This window comes from Actinoplanes sp. URMC 104, from assembly GCF_051386375.1.
Lineage (GTDB): Bacteria > Actinomycetota > Actinomycetes > Mycobacteriales > Micromonosporaceae > Actinoplanes.
Genome location: NZ_JBPQTO010000004.1, coordinates 555,814 through 569,744, shown reverse-complemented (window position 1 = coordinate 569,744; position 13,931 = coordinate 555,814). Strand labels below are relative to the sequence as shown.

The following is a 13,931-nucleotide window of genomic DNA, read 5'->3' as shown; positions in this document are numbered from 1 at the left end:
CGGGGAAGCGGACGTCGCATGGGCGGCGGGGATGCGGGCGCCGCGTGGGCGGCGGGCGCCGTGGGGGCGGCGAGGATACCGGCGCCGCGAGGGGCGGCGGGCGCCGCGAGGGGCGGCGGGCGCCGCGAGGGGCGGCGGGCGTCGTGGGGGCGGTGAGAAGGCGGGCGTCAGCCGGCCAGGAGCTGGTCGACGGGGGCGTAGTCGTCGGTCAGGATGCGGGCGCCGGCTATGTAGTCGGTCAGCTCGCGGCCGGTCAGCATGACGGCGGGATCGGCAACCTTGGCGACCCGGGCGCGCACCTCGGACTCGGGCAGCGGGCTCGCCGACGCCATGATGACGAAGTTCGCGCCGACCTCGCCGTCGAGGGCCTCGCGGCTGCTGATCACGGCGACGTGCGGGAAGGCGGCCGCGACCGTGGCCAGCTCGGCGCGGATGAAACGGCCGGGCGGATAGTCGATGACGTTCTGCACGTAGACCCCGCCGGGGCGCAGGACGCGGGCGATGTCGACGGCCATCTCGCGGGTGGCCAGGTGCCACGGCACGGTGAGGTGGCCGAACGCGTCGCCCACCACGAAGTCGTAGGAGGCGGACGGCTGCGAGGCCACCCCGACGCGGGCATCCCCGACCCGTACGCGCAGGTCCGGACCGGTCCGCAGGCCGAGCTTCTCGCGGTCGAGGTCGACCAGGCCGCCGTCCAGCTCGAGCACCAGCTGGTCGCTGCCGGGGCGGGTGGCGCGCAGGTAGTCGGGCATCGTGAAGCCGCCGCCGCCCAGGTGCAGCGCGTCGACGGGACCGGCGGGCAGCACGTCGGCCACGGCGCCGATCCACTGGATGTACGCGAACTCCAGGTGGCGCGGGTCGTCGAGGTCGACGTACGAGTGCCGCGCCGAGTTCAGGATCAGCTCGCGGCCGCCGGCGTTGGTGGAGTCCGTCCGGACGCGCGCGCAGTGGTACGCGGTCTCGACGTCGCACGGGTTGGGCGAGGCCACGCCCAGCCCGGCGCCGACCAGCCCGGCCGAGACCAGCACCGCCCCGGTGCGCCGGCGCCACGGGAAGGGCTGGCGCAGCCACCAGCCGAGCGCGACGCCCGCGACCGCCAGCAGCGCCGCGAGCGTGATGATGATCCAGCTCGACGGCAGGGCCGCCACGAAGATGAACCCGGTCGCCAGCGTCGCCGTGATCGCGCCGAGCGTGCCGACGCTGGACAGGCGCCCGACCACCGAGCCCGTACGGTCGAGGTCGCTCAACTGCAGCTTGACCACCAGCGGCGTGATCGCCGACAGCAGGAACGCGGGCAGGAAGACGGCCAGCGCGGCGAGCAGCAGCACCGCGGGAGCCGCCCCGCCGCGCAGGATCTCGCCGCCGAAGCGCACCAGCGGCAGGGTCACGGCCGTGCCGATGGCGCCCAGCAGGAGCGCGGGCGCGAGCAGCGCGCGCGGGTCGAACTTGTCGGCGAGCCGGCCGCCGAGCCACGTGCCGTACGCGATGGCCGCGAGCGAGATGCCGATGACCGAGCTGCTGACCTGCAGCGTGACGCCCACGTAGGGCCCGACGAGCCGCAACGCGACGATCTCGAGGACGAGCACGGCCCCGCTGGCCCCGAAGACCAGGGCGGTGGCGAGGCCGGAGGGCAGGGCACGCGGCGGATTTCCCATCCGCCGCATGCTATCGGCCGCTTCCTGAGAGAAACCTAGAGCATCGAGACGTGCACGTGGTTCGTGTGTTCCGCCGAAGCGCCGCCGCTGCCGCTGTAGCTCTTCCAGCCGTCCCCGGGCAGCCAGATCTGCCGGAACCAGATCACGTACATCACGCCGAGCCGGTCCGCGTTCTTCACGAAGTACGCGGCCAACCGGTCCCCGTACTCCCGGTCGTCGCCCGTCGCCGGCGAGGTCTTGTAGGTCTTCTCGTTCGACGACATGTCGCACGCCCGGCCCTTGGGATGCTCGCCGGAGTTCCGCTGGCTCCAGCACACCGTGTAGCGCGTGAACCCGTCCGCCCTGGCCTCCTGGTAGGCGTGCAGCGTGCGCGGCGTGAGGCAGCCGTCGCTGGTCGGGTCGCTGATCGTGCAGCTCTCGTCGGGCCACGAGCCGTCGGAGTTGCGGGGCGCGGGCTTGGCCAGCGGCGAGCTCGCCGAGATGAAGCCGCCCGCGACCCGGCCGCCGCCGACGCTGGCGAGCGCCCGCGAGGCCTCCTCCTTCTTCTTGGTCAGCGCGGCGACCTGCTTGGTCTGCTCGCGGACCTCCTTGTCGATCGCCACCTTGGCCGCCTGGGCCTTGCTGAGCGACGCCCTGTATTGCGTGAGCACCTGGCCGTCGAGCTGGCCCATCATGTCGAGCCGCTCGATGCGCTCGAGGAACAGGTCGGGCGAGCTCGAGTCGAGCAGCATCGACACCGTGCTGGGCCGGCCCAGCCGGTAGGAGCGGCTCGCGATCTCGGCGACCCGGCCCTCCATGGCCTTGGCCGCGGCCTGCGCCTGCTTGACCGTCACCTGCAACTGGGCGGCCCGCTTCTTCGACGCCTTGAGCCTCTGGATCGCGACCGCCTGGCCCTTGGCCGCGGACTCGAGCGCGCTGCGCAGCGTCTTGTCGTCGCCCTCGTCCGGGGCCGCCTGGGCGACCGTCGAGGTCAGCAGAAGGGCAGCCAGGACCATCACGAGCACGGTGCTGAGCCGGCGCTGGAAAACCGCCGCCACGGATACCTCCCCATCGTCAGCGCGGGCAGACTCTACCGTGATACGCGGGGAAGCGGCAGATCGATCAACTGGCCGAGTATCCACCGTCGACGAACAGTGTCTGGCCCGTCACGGCAACCGCGCCGTCGCCGGCCAGAAAGACCGCACAAGCACCGAAATCTTCCGGTACGCCGTTTCTGCCGATCATGGCGCGGGCCGCGTGCTTCGCGACGGTCGCCGGATCCGCGAACACCGGCTCGGTGAGCGGGGTGTGCACCACGCCGGGCGCGATCGCGTTGCAACAGACGCCGTACGGCGACCACGCCTCGGCCTGCGAGCGGGTGAGCCCGACGAGGCCGGCCTTGGAGACACCGTAGGCGCCGCTGTTCCCGTACGCCCGGAAGGCCTGTTGCGAGACGACGTTGATGATCCGGCCCCAGCCGCGCTCGGCCATCCGCGGCCCGAACGCCTGGCCCAGCAGGAACGGGGCGGTCAGGTTCGCCGCCATCGTCACGTCCCAGTCGTCCTCGGTGAGCTCGCCCAGCGGCGGGCGCCGGTTCACCGCGGCCGAGTTCACCAGGATGTCCGGGGCGCCGTACCGCTCGAGGGTCTGCTCGGCCACCCGCGCGACGGCAGCGCGGTCCGCGAGGTCCGCCTCGATCGCGTGCCCCTCGGCGCCGAACCCGCGCAGCTGCCCGATCACCTCCGCCATGGGCCCGGGACGCCGCGCGACCAGCACGATCCGCGCGCCGGCGCGTCCCAGCGCCACCGCCATCGCCCGGCCGATGCCCGAGCTGCCGCCGGTGACCATCGCCGTGCGGCCGGCCAGACCGAAGAGGCTTTCCAGGTACGCCGACATGCGCGCTACAGGATCGACAGGTCCGGGAAGATGGTGTCCCGGGCCGTCCGCCAGATGTCGTCGTTCGCGGCGATCAGCAGGCCGCGCTCGCTGTCGGTCGGCCGGTAGGGCGTGCCGTCCAGGTGCAGCGCCATGCCGCCCGCCTCGCGGATGATCAGCGAGCCGGGCACGTGGTCCCACGGCAGGATCCGCCAGAACAGCGCGAACTGCTGCTCGTCGACCGCGACGGCCGGATATTCGTACCCGGCGCAGTGGTGGCCCTTGGTGACCTGGCCGAAGGCCGTGGCGTTGCCCGCGGCCACCCGGCGAAGCCGCTCGGGCAGGTAGTGGCTGGCCACGACGCCGCGCAGCGTGCCGACCCCGGGGTCGTCGGTGCGGGTCTTGAGCCGTACGCCGTCGCGGTAGGCGCCCGAGCCGGCCTCGGCCACCGTCAGGTTGTCGCCCGGCACGTCGAGGATCCACGACGCGGCCGGCTCGCCGTCGCGCAGCAGTGCGACCATGACGGCGAACGGCTTCTTGCCCGCGGCGAAGTTGTTCGTCCCGTCGACCGGGTCGACGATCCAGACCGCGCCCCCGTTGCCGAGGCGGTCCAGCACGCTCGGGTCGGCGGCGACCGACTCCTCCCCCACCACAGCCGAGCCGGGCAGCAGCGCGGTGAGGCCGCGGGTCAGCGCCCGCTCGGACTCCTTGTCGGCGATGGTGACCAGGTCACCGGGCGCCTTCTGATCGATCTCGTCGGTGGCGAGGTGGCGCCAGCGCGGCAGCACGATCGTGGCTGCGACCTCGCGGATGAGCTCGGCGACCTGATCAAGCACGCGGCGGCAACTTCACGACGCTGACGAAGAACTCGTCGATCTGCCGGATCACCGTGATGAACCGCTCGAAGTCGACCGGCTTGGTCACGTACGCGTTGGCGTGCAGCTGGTAGCTGCGCAGGATGTCCTCGTCGGCGGCCGACGTGGTGAGCACGACGACCGGGATCCGGCCCAGCTGGTCGTCCTTCTTGATCTCCTCGAGCACCTCGCGCCCGTCGCGCCGGGGCAGGTTGAGGTCGAGCAGGATGAGGTCGGGGCGCACGGCGTCGGCGTACTGGCCCTCGCGCCGCAGGTAGGCCAGCGCCTCAGCGCCGTCGGAGACGACGGTGAGCCGGTTGCGGACCTTGTGCTCCTCGAACGCCTCCTGGGTCATCAGCACGTCGCCCGGGTCGTCCTCGACCAGCAGCACCTCGATCGGGGTGCCGTCGGCCCGTATGGCAGCCGTCATGCCGTGACCTCTTTCCTCGTCTCCTGTGCCGGCACGGCGGGCTGCTCCTGGTCGGGAGTGCCCGGCAGCACCGGAAGGGTGAAGTAGATGGACGTGCCCACCTCGACGTCGAGGTCCAGCCAGATCCGACCGCCATGATATTCGACGATCTTCTTGACGATGGCCAGGCCGATGCCGGTGCCCTCGTACGCGTCCCGGGCGTGCAGCCGCTGGAAGATGACGAACACCTTGTCCGCGAACTCTGCCTCGATGCCGATGCCGTTGTCGCGTACGTTGATCCGCCACTCGGCGCCTTCACGCTCGGCGCTGACCCGCACCACGGGCGGCACGTCCGGCCGGCGGAACTTCAACGAGTTGCCGATCAGGTTCACGAACAGCGTGGTCAGCAGGGGCTCCTCGCCCTCCACCACCGGCAGCTCCGACCAGCTGATCTCGGCGTCCTCGCCCGCGCGGGTCTCCAGCTGAGACTTCACCTCGGTCAGCACCCGGTCCAGCGGCACGTCGGTGAACCCCGCCGTGAGCCGGCCGATCCGCGAGAACGCGAGCAGGTCGTTGATCAGCCGCTGCATCCGCTGGGCCCCGTCGACCGCGAACCCGATGTACTGGTCGGCGCGCTCGTCGAGCTGCCCGGAGTAGCGCCGCTGGAGCAGCTGGCAGAAGCTGGCCACCTTGCGCAGCGGCTCCTGCAGGTCGTGCGAGGCCACGTACGCGAACTGCTCGAGGTCGCGGTTGGAGCGGGTCAGCTCGTCGGCCTGCGTCTTGAGCTGCTCGTTGATCCACTGGACCTGCTCGCGGGCCTCGCGCACCTCGGCCAGCTCAGCCGCGATCTTCTGCCGCATGCCGTCGACGTCGGAGGCCAGACCGGCCAGCTCGGGTGAGCCGCTGCTCGAGATGCGCCGGCCGTAGTCGCCTGCGGCCACCTCGCGGACCTGCCCGGCGAGCTCGGTCACCGGTCGGCTGACCATCCGGTCGAGCAGCAGCAGCAGCGCCGAGCCGGCCAGGATGATGATCGCCGCGGCGGCGATCTGGATGGCCACCATGGTGCGGCTGCTCTCCCGCGCCGCCTCCGCCGAGGTGGCGCGCAGCACCTGGATCTCGTCCTGCATCGTCGAGATCGCGGACCGCAGGGCGTCGAACTGCGCCGTGGAAGCCGCGATGATCCGCTCGCGGCCGGCCGCCGCGCCGTCCGTGCGGATCACGTCGATGACCGGCTCGGCGACCTCGCGGTGCCAGACGTCCGCGCGGCGCTGCACCTCGTCGAGCGCGGCGCGGATGTCGCCGTCGTCCGGGCGCAGATAGCCGTCGATGCGGCCGATCAGCCGCTGCTCCTCGGCCACACCGTCGGTGTAGGGCCGCAGGTTGGCCTCGTTGCCGGTGATCGCGAAGCCGCGGATGCCGGTCTCCTGGTCGACGTACGCCGTGTTGAGCGCCTCGCCCGCGGCCCGCATGGGGCTGGCCCGGTCGAGCACGTCGTCGAGGTGCCGGTCGTTCTCCGCCGCGGTGATCGCTGCGAAGACTCCGAGGGCGGCGAGCAGCACCCCGACCGTGACGCACAGGGCGACGATGCGCCGCCGCAGGGTCCAGGTGCGCAACTCGAACACGCTCACCGGCCGCTCCCCCGCGAGATCAGCAACATCGCCACGTCGTCGGCGAGCGGGCCGCCGTTGGCCTGCTCGGCGCGGCCGACCAGCCAGGCCGGCAGCGCGGGCAGCGGAACCGTGCGGCCCGCGGGCTCGTCGAGCAGGCCGCACAGGCCCGTCACGTCGAGCCGTTCGTTCCCGGCGCCGGTGTGGCCCTCGATCAGGCCGTCGGTGTACATCAGCAAGGACCAGTCATCTCCGGAGAAGTCGACCTCGGTTGCGGGGGTGGGCCTCGGCCGCACTCCCAGGACGATGCCCGTGCGCGCGTGGACCGGGCCGACCCGGCCGTCGCTCAGCAGCACCGGCGGCGGGTGGCCGGCCAGCCGGACGACCGCCTTGTTGGCGGGCAGGTCGAGCACCACCGAGGCCACGGTCGCGAACACCTCGCGGGCCCGGCGCTCGCTCATCAGCACCTGCTCGAGCGAGCCGAGGATCTGGTCGTCGGGGACGCCGGCCAGCACGAGCGCGCGCCAGGCGACCCGCAGCTCGACGCCGAGCGCCGCCTCGTCGACGCCGTGGCCGCAGACGTCGCCCACGATCACGTGGATCTTCTCGTCGCCCACCTGGACGACGTCGAAGAAGTCGCCGCCGAGCAGGCCCATCGCCCGGCCCGAGCGATAGAACGTGTGCACCGCCACCCGGTCGGTGGACATCAGCGGCTGGGGCAGCAGGCCGCGCTCGAGGCGCGCCGACTCGGCCTGGCGCAGCTCGACCTCGCGCAGCCGCTGGGCGTTCTCGTCGGCGCGTTTGCGCTCGACCGCGTAGCGCAGCGCGCGAGTCAGCAGGACGCCGTCGACCTGGCCCTTGACCAGGTAGTCCTGTGCGCCCTCGGCGACCGCGGCGACGCCCAGGTGCTCGTCGGAGCGGCCGGTGAGCACGCAGACGGCGGCGCTGCCCGCGACGGCGAGCAGCTTGCGCAGCCCGTCGATGCCCTCCGCATCGGGCAGCCCCAGATCGAGCAGCACGCAGTTGATGCCGTGCAGCAGCCCCCGCGCCTCACGCAGGCTGGTCGCCACGCGCAGGTCGAACGGGGCCTCCGCCTCGTGCAGCAGCTCGCGCACCAGGAAGGCGTCGCCCTCGTCGTCCTCGACCAGCAGGACGCGCAGCCGCTCCTGATAGGCCGGGACGCCTGCCCGGGCCCGGGGCGCGACCGAACGTTCAGTCATGCCGCCACCCCACTCGTCCTCCCGAACCGCCCACCACGGGCGCACAACACTCTCACGTGGCGTCCTCGGCGGCCACCCGCCGGGCGTGCCGAGCGATGACCTCCCCCAGGATGCCGTGCAGCCGGCCGCACTCGCGGCAGTGCAGGTTCTCGTCGAGGTGGCGGCTGCCACAGTCGACGCAGGTGCCCCTGTCCTCGGGGTCGCGGTAGGCCGCGAGCGCCTTGCACATGGCTCGGATGACGTGGTCGCTGACCGGGAACACGCCCTCGCCCACGGCGGTGCGCACGCCCACCATCGCGACCGGCGCGGCCTCGGGGTGCGGGTCGTAGGGCGCGACCGCGTCGATGAAGGCGGCCACGACGGCGGCGGGGTCGAACGGCGTGCTCACCCCGACAACGCTAGGGCACGCCCCAAACGATCTTTCGGCTACCCGCGGAGAGTTGTTCAGGGCCCACCCGGACCCGCTTAGATGTCATCCATGCGTGCACCCGCGATCATCGATCCGGCCCGCCGGGCGGCGGCGGCCCTGTCGGCGGTCGCCGTGCTGGCCGTGGCGGGCCTCGCCGGCCTGTGGTCGGTGCGGCCGCCGGCGGCCGAGCCCGCCTCCGCGCCGGCCACGCGGTTCAGCGCCGAGCGGGCGTACCGGCAGGTCGAGGCGATCGCCACCCGGCCGCACCCGGTGGGCAGCGCGGCCAACGACGAGGTGCGCGAGCATCTGCTGACCACCCTGCGCGGCCTGGGCCTGAGTCCCGAGGTGCAGGACACGGTGTCGATCGAGGGCGCCGGGCTGTCGTCGAGCGCGGGCGGCACCGGGCTGGCCCGCGTCCGCAACGTGGTCGCGACGATCCCCGGTACCGGCTCCACCGGCCGTGTCCTGCTGGTCGCCCACTACGACTCGGTGCAGGCCGGGCCGGGTGGCAACGACGACGCGGCGGGCACCTCGGCGGTCCTCGAGACGGCCCGGGCGCTGCTCGCCGGCCCGCGGCTGCGCAACGACGTGGTGCTGCTGCTCACCGACGGCGAGGAGGCCTGCCTGTGCGGGGCCAAGGCGTTCGTCGACCAGCACCCGCTGGCCCGCGACGGCGGCGTGGTGCTCAACCTCGAGGCCCGGGGCAGCCGGGGCCCGGCGATCATGTTCGAGACCTCGAAGGGCAACGGCGGGCTCGTGGGGGCCTACGCGGGGACCGCCAAGCCGGTCGGCACGTCGTTCGCGGTCGAGATCTACCGGCTGCTGCCCAACGACACCGACTTCACCCCGTTCCGCGAGGCCGGGTTCGCCGGGCTGAACGCGGCCTACATCGACGGGGCCGCGGTCTATCACGGGCCGACCGACGTGCCGGCCGCGATGGATCACGACAGCCTGCAGCACCACGGCAGCAACACGCTGGCCCTGGTCCGCGAGCTGGGCGGCCGCGACCTGGGCGCGCTGAAGCGCACCGGCGGCGAGGACGCGACCTACTTCCCGGTGCCCGGCATGCTGGTGCGCTACCCCGGCGGGCTGGTCCGGCCGATCGCCGTGCTGGCGGTGGTGGCGGTCGCGGCGCTGGCGTGGCCGGCACGCCGCCAGAGGCTGATCACGACGCGGCGGGCCCTGATCGCCGGCGCGCTGACGCCGGCGCCGATCGTGCTGGCGGCCCTGCTGGCCCAGGCGCTGTGGTACCTGCTGCGGCTGATGCGTCCGGCGTACGCCGCGATGCCCATCGACCCGTACCGCCCGGGCCTGTACCGGCTGGCCGTGCTGTTCCTGGCCGCGGCCGTGGTGTCCGGCTGGTTCGCGCTGCTGCGCCGCCGGCTCGGCCCGGCCGCCCTGGCGATCGCCGGGCTGGGCTGGCTCGCCGTGCTCGGCGCGGTGCTCGCCGCGTTCGTGCCAGGCGGGTCGTACCTGGCCGCCCTGCCCGCGCTGGCGGGCGCGCTCGCGGCGCTCGCAGCGATCACCACCCGGGGCCCGCTGTCCGTGCTAGCGGTGACGCTGGGCGGCGCGGTGGCGACGCTAATCCTGCTGCCCACGATCGCCATGCTCTTCCCCGCGCTGGGCCTGGGCATGGGCGGCGCGGGGGCGTTCCTCGCCGTGCTGCTCGGGCTGGCGCTGCTGCCGGTGATCGACCTGCTGCACCCGCGGGTGGGCGGTCAGCGCGGGCTCGAGGCGCTGCGCAGCCGCCGGCTGGGCGCGCTGCCCACCCTGGCGGCGGTGCTCGCCGTGCTGGTCTGCGCGACCGCGGGCCTGCTGACCGACCGGTTCGACCGCGACCGCCCGGCCCTTACCCAGCTCATGTACGCGCTCGACGCCGACACCAGCACCGCCCGGTGGATCAGCGACGAGCCGAGCGTCCAGCAGTGGACCGGCCGGTACGTCTCCGGCGACCGGCACCGGGTCGACGACACCCTGCCGTCGTTCGGCCCCGAGCGGGTGCGCACCGGCGAGGCCCCCGCCGCCGGGCTGCCCGCGCCGCGGCTCACCGTGGAGTCCGACACCCGCACGGGCGACACCCGCACGCTGCGGCTGCGCCTGCGACCGCAACGTCAGGTGCGCCTGACCACCCTGCACGTGGGCGCCGGGACGCCGGTCGAGTCGGCCACCGTCGAGGGCCGTTCGGTGCCGGCGCGCGAGGTGACCGGGCGCCCGTGGGGCTGGGGCTTCGTGTTCCACGCCCCGCCGCCCGACGGGGTCGAGGTCACGCTGACCCTGCGCGGCGCCGGACAGGCGAAGTTCCGGGTCACCGACGGCAGCGACGGGCTGAGCGGGCTGCCCGGCTTCCGGGCCCGCCCGGCCGGCGTCGGGATCGTCGGCTCGCACACGAGCGAGCTGCTCGCCGTGGCGAAGACCTATACCTTCTGACGATGACCGGAGTGAGCATCGGCCCGGCCGGCCTCGACGAGGCCGCCGCGCTGGGGGATGTCTACGCCGAGGCGTTCGGCCGGCCGCCGCACAACGAGCCCGCCGAGGTGATCCTGGCCTGGCGCGACCAGTCGCTGCCCCAGCACGCCGCGCGGTCCGGTTTCCGCTGCGTGGCGGCCTGGGACGGCGAGCTGCTGGTGGGCTTCGCCTACGGCTACACGGGCGAGCGCGGCCAATGGTGGACCGACCAGGTCGTCGCCGCGGTGCCGCCGCAACTGGCGGCCGAGTGGCTGGGCGGGCACTTCGAACTGGTCGAGCTCGCCGTGCGGCCGTCCCACGAGCGGCGCGGCATCGGCGCCGCCCTGCACGACCGCCTGCTCGACGGGCTGCCGCACCGGGTCGCGCTGCTCACCGCCATCGACGACGAGACCGCACCGGCTCGGCGGCTCTATCGCCGCAAGGGCTGGCAGCCGCTCGCCGGGGGCGTCTTCGAGGGCGCGACCGTCATGGGCAAGCGCCTGCGCTAACGGCCGCGTCCGCGGCGGCCGGTGGACTCGTTGTGGCGGAAGTGCACGAAGAGCCGGCCCCAGTTGTCGCCGTCCTTCTCCACCCGGTGGTAGAGCTGCTTGATCTCCTTCTGGTCGAGGAAGCGCAGCACCTTCTTCTTCAGCGCGCCGCTGCCCTTGCCCGGGATGATCTCGACGGTGCTGGCCTTCTTCTGCACGGCCTCGTCGATGATCCCGCGCAGCGCACGGTCGATCTCCTGCCCCTTGTTGAAGATGTCGTGCAGGTCGAGCTTCAGTTTCACGCCGTCGATCCTTCGGACTTGCCGAGCCATTCCTCGACCCGGTGCAGGGCTTGTTCGTAGTCGGTGTGGTGCTTCATGGCCGCGGCCAGGCGTAAGTGCGGCAGGGCCTCACGAAACCGGCCGGCCCGCTCGAGGGTCCGGCCGAGCACGTGGTGCGCGTAGTGATCCGAGGGATTCTGCTCGATCAAGGCCCGGAGCTGTTCCTCGGCACCATTGAGCTGCGCCGAGTTGAAGTACGCGCGGGCCAGCAGCTGGCGGACGGCGGCGTTGTGCGGCTCGGCCTCGACGATCGGCTCGAGCAGGCGGGCGGCGCCGAGCGGGTCGCCGGACTCGAAGAAGAAGGTGGCCCTGCGGTACTCCTCGAGAAGATCCACGTGCCTGCTCCCCACGCTCGCGCCGGTCTCCCAACGCTGGCACATCATCGCGCCAACGGCGAGCCCGATGATCCAAGCTTGGAAGACAAATCGCCGCAAACAGGCACCGCGCCGTCAGACAATGCCTGCGTGGGGGACTATCCGAGCCATCTCGTGACCGCGCCGGCCCGGCCCCGGTCCGGGCGTTTCAAGGCGGCCGTGATCGGGGTGTTCGTACTCGCGCTGTGCCTGCTGCTGGCGGGCGGCACCGCCGCGCCGGCGCTGACCTCGCCGGCGTTCCTGATCTCCGGGATGCGCGAGATCCCGTCGCCGCCGCAGGGCACCTCGTGGGCGCCCGCGCCGCGCGAGGCCGGTGGGCTGCGGATGATCGCCAGCTCGGACGGCCAGGACTTCCAGCTGCACACCGCCGGCGGCGACCGGACGTTCCTGCCGGGCGCCGACCTCGGCGGCACCACGCCCGGCCACCTGCCGGGCGAAGGCGCGATCTCGGCCGCGCAGTACCGGGCGTGGTTCGCGGCGATGAGCTGGCTGGGCCTGCGCGTGGTGCGGATCTACGAGATCCACCCGCCCGCCTTCTACCAGCAGCTCGCGGCCTGGAACGAGGCGAACCCCCAGCGGCCGCTCTATCTGATGCAGGGCGTGGCGCTGCCCGACGAGACGTACGTCGAGAAGCGGAACCTCTTCGACAAGACCGTCACCGGCGAGTTCCGGCGCGAGCTCAAGGCCGCGGCCCAGGCGGTGGCCGGGCAGCTGCGGCGTACGGCCGTGCCGGGCCGGGTGGGCGGCGTCTGGGACGCGGACGTCACGCCGTGGCTGGCGGGCTGGATCGTCGGCGCCGAGATCGACCCGCGGGCCGCGGCCGCCTCCGACCGCCGCAACGCCTCGGCGCCGCGATTCCAGGGCAGGTACTTCCGCAACACCCCGAAATCGACGCCGACCGAGCGGTGGCTGGCCGCGCGGATGAACGACCTCGCCGGCTACGTCGCCGCGCACGAGGTCAGCCAGCCGATCGCCTTCGTCAACTGGCCCACCACCGATCCGCTGCGCCACCCGCAGGAGCCGCTCCCGCAGGAGGACCTGCTCTCGGTCGACGCCAACCACGTGCTGCCCACGGCGGACTGGCCGGCCGGCACGTTCGCCAGCTACCACGCGTACCCGTTCTACCCGGACTTCCTGCGCTACGAGCCCGATCTTCTCGGCTACGAGTACGACGGGCGCCGGGACCCGTACGCGGGATATCTGGCCGAGCTGCGCCGCCACCACACGACGATGCCCACGCTGATCACCGAGTTCGGGGTGCCGTCGTCGATCGGCTCGGCGCACGACGCGCCGCTGGGCCGCTCGCAGGGCGACCACAGCGAGCAGGACGCCATGCGGATCAACGCCGAGCTGCTGCGGATGATGGCCGGCCAGGGCCTGGGCGCGGGCTTCGTCGGCTGGATGGACGAGTGGTACCGCTCCACGTGGAACACGGCCGGCGCGCAGGACCCCGCGCGCCGCCAGCTCTGGCACGACCCGCTCACCAACGAGCAGCACTTCGGGCTGCTCGCGATGGACCCGCAGCCGCTGCCCGACACCGGCGAGCAACAGCTGCTCGACACCGACGCCTGGCCGGCGCGGGAGGTCACGGCTCGGGTCGACGAGGCGTACCTGCACCTGTCGATCAAGCTGGCGGACTCGGCGCCGGGCACGCTCATGGCGAACTTCGACGTGCTCCCGGGCGTGACGGGCCCGCCGATGCCGGGCAGCGCCGACCGGCGGCCCGACGCGGTGCTCGCGCTGAACCTGGTCGGGCAGACCGGGCAGGCGTACGTGCGCAACCAGCTCGATCCGCTGAAGCTCGACTTCGCGGTGCCGGCCGCCCAGCGCGGCCCGGCGCCGGAGGGCTGGAAGCCGTACGAGCTGGTGGTCAACCGGGCGCTGACCCTGCGCACCGGCGTGCGGCTGCCGGTCGAGCTGCAGAACGTGGGCGCGCTGCGGCACGGCGTCTGGGACCCGCAGGACGCCGAGGCCGACAGCCGCGCGCTGTGGCAGGTCGACGGCGAGGAGCTGACCATCCGGGTGCCGTGGGCGATGCTCGGCTTCGCCGACCCGTCCGCGCGCCGGGTGGCCGTGCCCCGGTCCGGCGAGCTGACCATGCAGACCAGCCCCGGCGTGACGGTGTCGCTGACGGCCTCGGGCACCGACCAGGCGGTCGGGCAGGTCAGGTGGGCGAGCTGGAACCGGCCGTCCTACGCCGAGCGGCTCAAGCAGGGCGCCGGCCGGTTCCGCGACGCGGCGCTCGCCGTCACCACCGGCTGACGCCGGCGCACTC

The 13,931-nt window shown here is 73.2% G+C and carries 13 protein-coding genes; 3 read left to right on the top strand and 10 right to left on the bottom strand.

Annotation, left to right across the window (positions count from 1 at the left end; all coding sequences use genetic code 11):
• Positions 1-167: 167 nt before the first annotated feature.
• The 8 genes from ACSNN8_RS16435 to ACSNN8_RS16400 form a co-directional block, all read right to left on the bottom strand.
• The gene (locus ACSNN8_RS16435) at positions 168-1,655 is read right to left on the bottom strand and encodes a fused MFS/spermidine synthase (RefSeq protein ID WP_436650075.1); all 1,488 of its coding nucleotides are present in this window, start codon (positions 1,653-1,655) and stop codon (positions 168-170) included.
• Between the two features lie 35 nt (positions 1,656-1,690).
• Positions 1,691-2,692: a coiled-coil domain-containing protein gene (locus tag ACSNN8_RS16430; protein ID WP_436650074.1), complete on the bottom strand. Its 1,002-nt coding sequence runs from the start codon at positions 2,690-2,692 to the stop codon at positions 1,691-1,693.
• Between the two features lie 64 nt (positions 2,693-2,756).
• On the bottom strand, positions 2,757-3,530 hold the full coding sequence (locus ACSNN8_RS16425) for an SDR family NAD(P)-dependent oxidoreductase (RefSeq protein ID WP_436650073.1): 774 nt from the start codon (positions 3,528-3,530) through the stop codon (positions 2,757-2,759).
• A gap of 5 nt (positions 3,531-3,535) precedes the next feature.
• The gene (locus ACSNN8_RS16420; protein ID WP_436650072.1) at positions 3,536-4,345 is read right to left on the bottom strand and encodes an inositol monophosphatase family protein; all 810 of its coding nucleotides are present in this window, start codon (positions 4,343-4,345) and stop codon (positions 3,536-3,538) included.
• Positions 4,338-4,793, bottom strand: coding sequence for a response regulator (locus ACSNN8_RS16415; protein ID WP_436650071.1), 456 nt, complete (start codon positions 4,791-4,793; stop codon positions 4,338-4,340). The genes ACSNN8_RS16420 and ACSNN8_RS16415 overlap by 8 nt, the downstream gene beginning before the upstream one ends.
• Positions 4,790-6,400 (bottom strand): sensor histidine kinase, encoded by a 1,611-nt coding sequence (locus tag ACSNN8_RS16410; protein WP_436650070.1) that lies wholly within the window; start codon positions 6,398-6,400, stop codon positions 4,790-4,792. The genes ACSNN8_RS16415 and ACSNN8_RS16410 overlap by 4 nt, the downstream gene beginning before the upstream one ends.
• Complete coding sequence (locus ACSNN8_RS16405; protein WP_436650069.1) at positions 6,397-7,599, bottom strand: PP2C family protein-serine/threonine phosphatase; 1,203 nt, start codon at positions 7,597-7,599, stop codon at positions 6,397-6,399. Before ACSNN8_RS16405 ends, ACSNN8_RS16410 begins: the two co-directional genes overlap by 4 nt.
• Before the next feature lie 52 nt (positions 7,600-7,651).
• Positions 7,652-7,987 carry a hypothetical protein gene (locus ACSNN8_RS16400; RefSeq protein WP_436650068.1) on the bottom strand — a complete coding sequence of 112 codons (336 nt, stop codon included), beginning with the start codon at positions 7,985-7,987 and terminating at the stop codon, positions 7,652-7,654.
• A 90-nt stretch (positions 7,988-8,077) separates the two neighbouring features.
• Here ACSNN8_RS16400 and ACSNN8_RS16395 point away from each other — a divergent pair, with 90 nt between their 5' ends.
• Positions 8,078-10,435 carry a M28 family peptidase gene (locus ACSNN8_RS16395; protein ID WP_436650067.1) on the top strand — a complete coding sequence of 786 codons (2,358 nt, stop codon included), beginning with the start codon at positions 8,078-8,080 and terminating at the stop codon, positions 10,433-10,435.
• 2 nt (positions 10,436-10,437) lie between these two features.
• A complete protein-coding gene (locus tag ACSNN8_RS16390; RefSeq protein WP_436650066.1) occupies positions 10,438-10,962 on the top strand; it encodes a GNAT family N-acetyltransferase in 525 nt (174 codons plus the stop codon).
• On the opposite strand, the gene ACSNN8_RS16385 is transcribed toward ACSNN8_RS16390, so the two are convergent.
• Positions 10,959-11,243, bottom strand: coding sequence for a Smr/MutS family protein (locus tag ACSNN8_RS16385; protein ID WP_133873293.1), 285 nt, complete (start codon positions 11,241-11,243; stop codon positions 10,959-10,961). The genes ACSNN8_RS16390 and ACSNN8_RS16385 overlap by 4 nt on opposite strands.
• Positions 11,240-11,617: a tetratricopeptide repeat protein gene (locus ACSNN8_RS16380; RefSeq protein ID WP_436650065.1), complete on the bottom strand. Its 378-nt coding sequence runs from the start codon at positions 11,615-11,617 to the stop codon at positions 11,240-11,242. Before ACSNN8_RS16380 ends, ACSNN8_RS16385 begins: the two co-directional genes overlap by 4 nt.
• A gap of 129 nt (positions 11,618-11,746) precedes the next feature.
• On the opposite strand from ACSNN8_RS16380, the gene ACSNN8_RS16375 reads away from it, so the two are divergent.
• A complete protein-coding gene (locus ACSNN8_RS16375) occupies positions 11,747-13,918 on the top strand; it encodes a hypothetical protein (protein WP_436650064.1) in 2,172 nt (723 codons plus the stop codon).
• The last annotated feature ends 13 nt before the right edge of the window (positions 13,919-13,931 follow it).

What these genes read in the sequence shown, in the direction of transcription:
- ACSNN8_RS16435 (WP_436650075.1), bottom strand. Translation starts at nt 1,655, where the DNA reads ATGGGAAATCCGCCGCGTGCCCTGCCCTCCGGCCTCGCCACCGCCCTG.
- ACSNN8_RS16405 (WP_436650069.1), bottom strand. Translation starts at nt 7,599, where the DNA reads ATGACTGAACGTTCGGTCGCGCCCCGGGCCCGGGCAGGCGTCCCGGCC.
- ACSNN8_RS16390 (WP_436650066.1), top strand. Translation starts at nt 10,438, where the DNA reads ATGACCGGAGTGAGCATCGGCCCGGCCGGCCTCGACGAGGCCGCCGCG.
- ACSNN8_RS16395 (WP_436650067.1), top strand. Translation starts at nt 8,078, where the DNA reads ATGCGTGCACCCGCGATCATCGATCCGGCCCGCCGGGCGGCGGCGGCC.
- ACSNN8_RS16415 (WP_436650071.1), bottom strand. Translation starts at nt 4,793, where the DNA reads ATGACGGCTGCCATACGGGCCGACGGCACCCCGATCGAGGTGCTGCTG.
- ACSNN8_RS16425 (WP_436650073.1), bottom strand. Translation starts at nt 3,530, where the DNA reads ATGTCGGCGTACCTGGAAAGCCTCTTCGGTCTGGCCGGCCGCACGGCG.